The organism is Blastocatellia bacterium, from assembly GCA_025055075.1.
Taxonomy (GTDB): Bacteria; Acidobacteriota; Blastocatellia; order HR10; family HR10; genus HR10.
In genome coordinates this window covers 78,539-87,544 of the sequence record JANWYV010000014.1, presented here as the reverse complement: position 1 = coordinate 87,544, position 9,006 = coordinate 78,539, and the positions used below count along the sequence as shown (strand labels likewise).

6 protein-coding genes are annotated in these 9,006 nt (G+C 60.0%); 2 read left to right on the top strand and 4 right to left on the bottom strand.

Annotated elements, in window-relative coordinates; translation table 11 throughout:
• The first annotated feature begins 554 nt into the window (after positions 1-554).
• The gene (locus NZ746_04065) at positions 555-2,156 is read left to right on the top strand and encodes a hypothetical protein (protein ID MCS6816540.1); all 1,602 of its coding nucleotides are present in this window, start codon (positions 555-557) and stop codon (positions 2,154-2,156) included.
• A gap of 12 nt (positions 2,157-2,168) precedes the next feature.
• Here NZ746_04065 and NZ746_04060 read toward each other — a convergent pair whose 3' ends face one another.
• Positions 2,169-3,005, bottom strand: coding sequence for a YIP1 family protein (locus tag NZ746_04060; protein ID MCS6816539.1), 837 nt, complete (start codon positions 3,003-3,005; stop codon positions 2,169-2,171).
• Positions 3,006-3,154: 149 nt separating this feature from the next.
• Between NZ746_04060 and NZ746_04055 the strand changes: the two genes are divergently transcribed.
• Positions 3,155-5,368, top strand: a complete 2,214-nt coding sequence (locus NZ746_04055; GenBank protein MCS6816538.1) for a S9 family peptidase — start codon at positions 3,155-3,157, stop codon at positions 5,366-5,368.
• A gap of 26 nt (positions 5,369-5,394) precedes the next feature.
• Here NZ746_04055 and NZ746_04050 read toward each other — a convergent pair whose 3' ends face one another.
• The 3 genes from NZ746_04050 to NZ746_04040 form a co-directional block, all read right to left on the bottom strand.
• Positions 5,395-5,889 (bottom strand): hemerythrin domain-containing protein, encoded by a 495-nt coding sequence (locus NZ746_04050; protein MCS6816537.1) that lies wholly within the window; start codon positions 5,887-5,889, stop codon positions 5,395-5,397.
• A 142-nt stretch (positions 5,890-6,031) separates the two neighbouring features.
• Positions 6,032-7,525, bottom strand: coding sequence for an insulinase family protein (locus NZ746_04045; GenBank protein ID MCS6816536.1), 1,494 nt, complete (start codon positions 7,523-7,525; stop codon positions 6,032-6,034).
• Entirely contained in the window at positions 7,522-8,892 is a 1,371-nt protein-coding gene (locus NZ746_04040) for an insulinase family protein (protein MCS6816535.1), read from the bottom strand. The genes NZ746_04045 and NZ746_04040 overlap by 4 nt, the downstream gene beginning before the upstream one ends.
• Between the last annotated feature and the right edge of the window lie 114 nt (positions 8,893-9,006).

Here is a 9,006-nt window from a genome sequence, read left to right as displayed (position 1 = left end):
GCTCGCGCTCCATATAGCCCAGCACGAAGGCGCCAATAGTGAATCCGGCCAGCAAAATGAGGAGGAAGAAAATATCCCTCGAACGTTCGTTCGTCCTACCCATCCCAGCAGGTGAAAGCTCTTCGGCAATGGGCGGACTCGGCATGAATCCTTTCCTTTCGAGCAGTGACGAGCACGGATATTCTATGGATCCTCCCCCTTTCTGACAAGCCGCAGGGGAGTGATTTCCGGCCCTAACGAAGAGGCGTCATGGCGCAGGCAACCATCGTCGCCGATTGGGAGAAAGCTCTAATCGCCGTAGCTCGCACGAGAGCTGTCTGCTTGGGGGACCCTTGAGATTCCCCGAAGCTCGCTTCGCCAGGCTATATTCAAGTCGCCCCCTTGGGCGACCGTGGGAAGAGGACATCGCAGCTCTCCCATTCGCCTTGTCGACTTCACTGCTTCTCCCGGAATCCCGCGCGCCAGACACGAGTCAGCGACAGGGAGTCTCCGCGCTCGCTTCTGATGCCGTTCACGCATGACGTTATGAGGGGCCTTGATGAGGGAGGATCTTCTTGACACGGACGGGGACATGGGATAAAGTGATCGCCCACATGAAGGGGGGATCACCGATGCGATCGCTGGGCATCGTCTTTCTGTTGGCTTGGGCGAGTTTCCTCGGTCTGCAATTCGCCTCCCCGGACTTCGCTGATCCGGACGCTTACTACCACATCGTGTTGGCCGAGTTTCCGGCCCATCGTCTGGACACGCGCTTCCCCTGGCTTTCGGCCACCACCTGGCGCGATGAATTTGCCGACCTGCACTGGCTTTACCATCTGCTGCTATGGCCCTTTGTGAAGGTAGATCGCATCGCCGGAGCCAAGGTCGCCACGGCTCTCTTCAGCGCCATCGCCGCCACGACCCTGTTCGGGGTGCTGCGATACTTGCAAGTCCCCCTTCCGGCGTTTTGGACCTTCGCCGCCTTCGCCTTCTCTGCCAGCGGGCTGCTGCGATACAACCTGATGAAAGTGAATGCGCTGGCGCTGACGCTGCTGTTGCTGGCTCTGTGGGCGATGTGGGAGAAGCGGTGGAAGGTCCTTCTACTGGCTGCCGCCCTCTTCACCCTGTCCTACGGAGCGGCGGTCCTTTTGCTTCTGGTCGTGATTGGGGCATTCACGGTCGTGCGATATTTGGAGGTTCGGCAGTGGCCCTTTCGGTGGGAGCGGGACGAAGCCGAGTCGGGGTTTCCCTGGCAACCGATCACTTACACCCTGGCTGGCATCGCCCTGGGCCTGCTCCTGCATCCCCACTTCCCCACGGCCCTGATCCTGTTTATCCGCGCCTTCCAGGTTACACAGCGCCCGTCTTCCACCATATTTGGCCCATTGCATGAATGGCATGGTCTTTCTCCCATATGGTTACTACTGGGGTCTCTACTTCTGGCTGTGCCGTGGCTGATTGGGATTGGGCTTTGGCTGCGGCGTCGGCGGTGGAGGGGACAAGAGGCGTTTCTGGTCCTCATCAGCGTGCTGTTGTGCGCCATGACCTTGCGGCACGGGCGATTCATCGAATACTGGGCGCCGTTGGCCGCCCTGTCGGCTGCCGTCACCCTTCGAGAGGAAACGCTGCGCTGGTACAGGAAGATCGTCGCCAACTGGCAGCAGTGGATGGGGCTGCTCATCCTGGCCTCCATTCCTGTCATGATTAACCTGGGCGCGACCATTCTCTGGCTTCGCGCTGGGAACCAATCCATCCAGACCTTCAAAGGGGCGATGCTGTGGCTGGCCGAGCACAGCCAACCCGGAGCCATCGTCTTCCATGCCCGGTGGGATCAATTCGCTCACCTCTTCTTTTGGAACCAGCGGAACCACTACATTGTCGGGTTAGATGTCGCCTATCTCTATCACTACGATCGAGGGTTGTATTGGACATATCGGCACATCCAGAGCGAGCACGAGGGGACATGCCGGATGGAGCATTGTCCTCCGATGTCTCTGGAGGAACAAGATCGCTCGGTGGTAGAGGCGATCGTGCGGGACTTCCGGGCCGCGTATGTGCTGGTGGTGAAGCGGGAGACGCCCCGTCTGCTTGCGACTCTGCAACGCCGTCAGGACGTCTTCGAGCGCGTCTACGACGATCCCCAGGTGAGCGTCTACAAAGTGCGCCAGCACCCGTGACGCCCCTCACTCTTAGACGATCACAACGCCTGCTGCGCTATTGATGGCGATCTTCACCAGCACTCCCAGCAGCCAAACGCCCCCCGCAATACCTACAGCTACCCACCGCTTCGCCTTCTCCAACATGACCGAAAGCCCAAGAGCCGCCAGCCCCACGGACCAGAATTGGAAGAGATCGAGATGGTTCGCGATCGTGGTCAGCACAACATGAGCGTCTGGATTTTCGATCAGGATGCCTAAGTTGCCACGCACGAGGCCCTTATAGTCCACAACCTCTTCAGGCGCGCTCAAGACCATCTGGATGATGAGAAACAGGGATAGCACGATCGTCGGCGGCATCTCGGCATATGCCCGCACGGCTAAAGCGCGCTTGAACAATAAGCGGTCTCTAGCCAACAGCGCACCGACTTGGTATAACGCAGCGCCGACAACAACTATCATCAACCAGTTGATTAAAGGAATGACCACTCCCTGCCACAGCTTCTGCAGTGACGTCTCTCCGCGCTGGGCTTGCCGGGCATATTCCTGGCGAAGGTATTGCTCCTCTTGCGGGTCCATGCCTAATTTCCTGTTGATCTTGATGGTCTTCTCCAAGTTAGCTTCCCACCGCATCGCGTATGGAACGCGCGTGATGTAGACCAGCTGGAGCACCATCGTGGACCCGGCCAAGAGGAAAAGCGCAACGAGCCATGTCGGATGGGCCTTAAGCGTCTGAAAGGTCGCTCGAGGCCGCACGAACATCCCAATGACGCGCTCCCAGACTCCCCATGCCCTGACGGGTTCGACCTGCGCCTGGGCTTCACCCTCTGGCGGCTTCGTTACTCTTCCCTCGTTGAGATGGTCGCTCACCATCTCCTCCTGCGCACTTGGTTTTGAGATCTTCGCCCAGCGTAGCGCCCGTATTATTCGGGCTCAAATTGGTCTTGTCAAGAGGCATTCCAATGCTCTATCGTTTCGCGAAGGGCAAAGGAAGCTGATTCCGAAAGGAGGGAAGCGGTATGAGACGATGTCTTCGAATGCTCACGTGGATCTTTATCTGGTCGGTCTCATTAGTGGGGACGGAGCGCTTCGTTGCGGCGCAACGTCCGCAGCGAGGGATGACGTTCATGGACGTCTTGGAGCTACGGACGGTCGGCGATCCGGCGCTCTCCCCAGATGGAAAATTGCTGCTCTACACCCTGACGACGCTCAATTGGAAGGAGGGGAAGCGCTTTCGCGATCTTTTCCTCGTCTCGACCTCTGGCGGTCCCTCGCGCCAGATGACGTTCACGCCGAATAAGGAAGAGCATAGCCCGGCGTGGTCGCGCGATGGGACGTTCTTCGCCTTCCTCTCGGATCGCGAAGGGAGTCCGCAGATCTACTTCATGCGTCCGGATGGAGGGGAAGCGCGCCGCGTGACTGACCATAAAGATGGAGTCGAACGTTTCGCCTTCAGTCGCGATGGCCGTTGGCTCGCCTTCACAGCCGGGAAGGAGGGAGAGCGTCAGTTGTGGCTTCTGCCGGCTCGCTTCGATGCGGAGAAGCCCGTCCCTCTGACCACACACGAGACGGGCGTCCTTCGATGGGAGTGGAGTCCGGATAGTCAGCGAATTTATTTCACCTCTCCCGACTTCGTGGACAAACTCGATCGGGAACGGCGAGAGAAGAAATTCGATGTGCGCCTCGTGGACCAGCCGAGGCCGCCCGCGCATCTCTGGGCCGTGGACGTGGGGACCAAAGCTGTGAAGCGATGGACTTCGGGATCGGAGTACAGCGTCGCCGCGTTCGTAATCTCCAAGGATCATCGCCTCATCGCTTTTCGCGGAGCTTCGACCTTTCGCTACGCAACGGGCGAAGAGGCCGAGGTTTATCGGCTGGATCTCGCGACCGGCACCGTCGAACGGCTCACGCACAACGCGGTGAGCGAGGGAACGATGAGCTTCTCGCCGGACGGCGCATGGTTGGCCTTCACGGCCCCCGATGACTTCACCTACATGCGCAATCTACGCATCTATCTGGCGCCGACGCGCGGGGGATCGGTGCGCGAGCTGGAGACGACGTTCGACGGCGACGTCTCCATCGGCTTCTGGAGCAAGGACGGGAAGACGATCTATTTCACCGAAGGCGTGGGAGTCAACGCGCATCTCTTCGCCATCTCTGTGGAGACAGGGCGCGTCACGCAACTCACGCATGAGATCGGCGTCCTGTCCGCGACATTCGACGAGGACACGGGATGGCTCCTTTTGACGTTCACCGATCCGAAGAATCCGCCCGATTTTTACCTCACGACGCTGGAGAAAGTCGGCCAACGATCGCATTGGACGCGCTTGACACGAGCGAATCCGCAGATCGAGGAGATCGCGCTCGGCGAATACGAGACCGTCCGCTGGAAGAGCACCGACGGGCAGATGGTCGAAGGCATCCTCGTCAAACCGGTCGGCTATGAGCCGGGACGACGATATCCGCTCATCGTTCAATTGCACGGTGGCCCGGCCGCGGCGTACATGAATTCCTTTTCGGGAAGCTACGGTACATATGTGCACGTTTTCGCCGCGAACGGCTATGCCGTCTTTCAACCCAACTATCGCGGCTCGTCCAACTACGGCGAGCGATTCAAGATGCAGATCGCGGGCGATTACTTCCGGCAGGGCTACGAAGACATCATGACCGGGGTAGATGAGTTAATCGCGCGGGGCATCGCCGATCCGGAGAAACTCGGCATGATGGGATGGAGCGCCGGCGGCCACTTCTCGAATTGGACGCTTGTGCAGACGGATCGCTTCAAGGCGATCTCGACCGGAGCTGGAGCCGTGAACTGGATCTCCCTGTATGCGCAGACGGACGTACAAGTCCCCCGCGAATTCTATTTCAAAGGACGGCCGTACGAGAATTGGGATCACTATGTCGCGGTCTCGCCCATTCGATATATCACGCGCGCGAAGACGCCGACGCTCATCCACGTGGGCGAAGCGGATCAGCGCGTGCCACGCCCTCAGAGCGAAGAGCTACACATGGCCTTGAAGAAGCTCGGCGTGCCGACCGAGTTCATCATCTACCCGAACATGCCGCACGGATTGACGAATCCTCGGTATCAACTCGTGAAGATGGTCGCCGAGTTCCAATGGTTCGAGAAGTGGCTCAAAGGGAAGGAGCCGTGGCTCGACTGGAAGGTCTTGCTGGACACGCTGCGGGAGGAGGACGTGAAAGGATCCGGACGGCCAGAGGGGTCGTGACCCCGGGCTTTGGAGGTCGCCCTCCCTCATAGGTCCCGTTTCGGCACTCCGCACCGGGAACGTGAGGTCAATCGTTCGACGATCACCGATCCTGCCCGTCGGGCTTCGTCCGGCGGCATTCGTTCTTCAAAGATCGGAAACAAGACGCGCTCCTCCTTCCGAATGTGATCGTGCAGGAGGACGCCAAAAGCGCGCAGTGTTTCCATCGAGGGGGAAGCGTCTATCGAACGGCGCAACTCTTCGATCCACGCGCGAAAGCGCTCGTGCTCTTCTCTCAGCTCCATGAGGAGATCGAGGCGACCGAGATTCGCCTCCATGATGGGGAAGAGCCCTTCCTCTTCGGCGGCGAAATGCGGCGCGAGGTCGCTCTCGAAAAAGGAGACGACGGCGCGCGCCAATTGCCGCAGCGCTTCCTCTTCGAGCGACTCACGCGCCAGCGCGCGCTTGATGCGCCAGCTCAGCACCAATCCGTGATGGTGCCCATGCGAGAGGGGGATCAAACTCTCATGCCGTCGCGCCATTGTTCCTCTCCTCTCGATGAAGAGCGTGCGTCCCGCTGGTTCAGAGCTGAACGTGCGAAGAGAGGTCAGACATACTGATCCTCCCCCTCGCCGCGCGAGCGTTCTCCGAAATGCGTTCTCAGTGCGCGAGACTTCGACCCGCTCACTGAAGGGCCGAGAGCGGGCGACCCTCGGCATCCAGGACTTCGATCGGTCCGAACTTGGTCAAGACCTCGCGAATTCGCGGCGCATCCCCAACGGCGACGATCTGCAGTTGCGTGAGGTCGAGATATTTCTGCGCGACCCGCTGCACATCGCGCGCGGTGATGGCGAAGACCTTCTGCGGATAGGTGTCCCAATAATCGGCCGGCAGATTGTAGATCTTCTGCGTGATGATGTTCTGCAACAGCTCCTGCGGGCGCTCGAGCGAGAGAGCGAAGCTTCCCACCAACGCGCGCTTGGCATTCTCCAACTCTTCGTCCGAGACGCGCTCATCGCGCAGACGCTGCAATTCGTAGAGGAACTCCCGCATCGCCCCCTCGGTCACTTCGGTTCGAACGGCCGCGCTTGCCCCCCACACGCCTCGGAATTTCGAGCTGGTGAACGAGCTATAGGCTCCATAGGTGTAGCCCTTGTCCTCGCGGAGATTCAAGAAGAGGCGTCCCGTCGGTCCACCCCCCAGGATATGATTCGCGAGAAGCACGGCGAAATAGTCCGGATCCGTCCGCGTGATCCCCAGCACCCCCAACTGGATGACGGTCTGCGGCGATTGCGGCCGGTGGATGAGATGGATCTTTCGCGAAGATTGAACCGCGACGGAAGGGATCTCCACGCGCGGGATCTCGGCGGGCTCCCAATCGCCGAAGAATCGCTCGATCTTCGGCAGAAGATCTCGAAGCGTCATGTCGCCGACGACGGCCAGGAAGGCATTGTTCGGGCGATAATGCGTCGCATGGAACCGAGCGAGCGCGTCCGACGTGAGCCGACGAACCGATTCCACCGGAGGAACCGTCCATCCGGCTGGATGCTCCCCGTAGAGCACGCGATTGAAGCGCTCCTGGGCGAGGAACTGCGGGAGGGAGCGCTGCAATTGAAGCTGTGCGAGCGTGCGCGTCTTATAGCGCTCCACTTCTTCGGGCGGGAACGTGGGATGGCGAATGATGTCGGCGAAGAGATCGAGCGCCTCCTCCAGATTTTCGATCAGCCCCGATATGCTCACCGTACTCGTCAGCGATGACAGACCGCTCGTGGCGCTGAACGTGATCCCGAGCGTATCCAATTGTTCGGCGATCTCTCGACTCGTGCGACGCTTCGTCCCTTCGCGCAACAAGGCCGCCGTGAACTGCGCCAATCCGCGATGATCAGGAGGATCGGCCAGTCCCCCACTTCGAATCACCATCTGCATCGTGAACACCGGGAGACGATGATCCTCGAGGAGGATGACTTCGAGCCCGTTCTTCAACCGCGCTTCTTGCGGACGCGGCAACCGCACGCGAAGAATCTCGCGATTGACCGGCGCCTTGCCTTTGATGACCGCTCCCTTGAGGGATTGGCCCGTCGGACCAGGCATTTGCGACCCGCCCGGCCCTTGTGCCCTCACCCACGAGAGCGAGAGCACGAGCATCGCGCAGAACGAAACGGTGATTCGGATTCTCATCGTCCCCCCTCCTCTTGGCCAGATGTGGGCAGCAGCGCGGCCTTGGGGATCGTGATGACGACCGTGCGATTGGTCGGACGTAAATACCGCTCAGCCACGCGCTGCACGTCTTCCTTCGTCACGGCCATGATCCGCTCCAGCCGGGTGTTGATCACATTGGGATCGCCGTAATAGACGGCATATTGGCCAAGCAAGATGGCGCGAGAGAGAGAGCTGGCGATCGAGCTGATGAACGCGCGACGTGCTGTGTTCTTCGCCTTCATCAACTCCCAATCGGCGATGGGTTCACGCCGCACTCGCTCGATCTCCTCGGCGATCACGGCCTCGACCTCCTCAATGCGTGCCCCCGGCCGAAGTGTCGCCGTGATGTAGAAGCCCCCTGGCGCGCGCTTCTCGTCCATGAACCCACTGATGCTCGTCACCAGCTCCTTCTCCCGCACGAGCTTCTGATAGAGCCGCGAACTTTGTCCACCGTGAAGGACATTCGCCAGGACTTGAAGGGCGTAGAAGTCCGGCGTGTTCCCGGGCACGGTCTTGAACGCGATGTCCACGCGCGGCAGTCGCGCCAGCGGATCCTCAACCGTGGCGCGTCGTTCGGCTGTCTGCTCGGGCTCGGTCACATCGACCGGCGGCGGATCGGGCTGTCGAGGGATCCCCCCGAAGTACTTGCGAATTTTCGCCAGCGCTTCCTGCGTTCGGAAAGCCCCCACGAGCGTCAGCACGGCGTTATTCGGCGCATAGTAGATGCGGAAGAACTCGCGCACGTCGTCCAGAGTCGCCGCATTGAGGTCTTCCATCGAACCGATGACCGAATGCTTGTAGGCGAAGTTGTCGTAGAGCAACTCCTGCAACTTCTCCCGACTGCGCCCATAGGGTTGATTGTCCAGGCCGAGCCGTCGCTCCTCTTGCACGACTTGTCGTTGATTGTCGAGATTTTGTTGGCTGACATCGAGACTCCGCATGCGATCGGCTTCCAGAAAGAGCACGAGATCGAGCTGATTGGCCGGCACCGTCTGAAAGTAATTCGTGCGCTCCTCATTAGTCGTCCCGTTCATCGTCCCCCCGTTGTTGAAGATCAGAAGGAAATGCTCGCCCTTGCCGACGTTCTCCGATCCTTGGAACATCATGTGCTCGAAGAGGTGGGCGAATCCCGTGCGTCCCGGGCGCTCATTCCGGGACCCAACATTGTAGGTGACGCAGAGCGAGACGACTGGCGCGCCGTGATCCTCGACCAGAATCACGCGCAGACCGTTTTCCAAACGCACGTCCGTGAATTCAACCTTGATCGGCTTCGGCCCTTGGGCCGCCACCGTGGCCGCGAGCCCGAGGATCACGAGAATGAGGCGAAAGCTCTTTCGGATAGGCATCGGTCTCCTCCGTAGCGGGCGTTCCCCGGAGTCGAGAGCGAGCCCCACTCATATGAAACCGCTAGGGCTCTGAGGTTCTCACTCCGCGGATCCTCTTCGCTCATCATACGCTCA

What these genes read in the sequence shown, in the direction of transcription:
- NZ746_04055 (MCS6816538.1), top strand. Translation starts at nt 3,155, where the DNA reads ATGAGACGATGTCTTCGAATGCTCACGTGGATCTTTATCTGGTCGGTC.
- NZ746_04050 (MCS6816537.1), bottom strand. Translation starts at nt 5,889, where the DNA reads ATGGCGCGACGGCATGAGAGTTTGATCCCCCTCTCGCATGGGCACCAT.
- NZ746_04045 (MCS6816536.1), bottom strand. Translation starts at nt 7,525, where the DNA reads ATGAGAATCCGAATCACCGTTTCGTTCTGCGCGATGCTCGTGCTCTCG.
- NZ746_04040 (MCS6816535.1), bottom strand. Translation starts at nt 8,892, where the DNA reads ATGCCTATCCGAAAGAGCTTTCGCCTCATTCTCGTGATCCTCGGGCTC.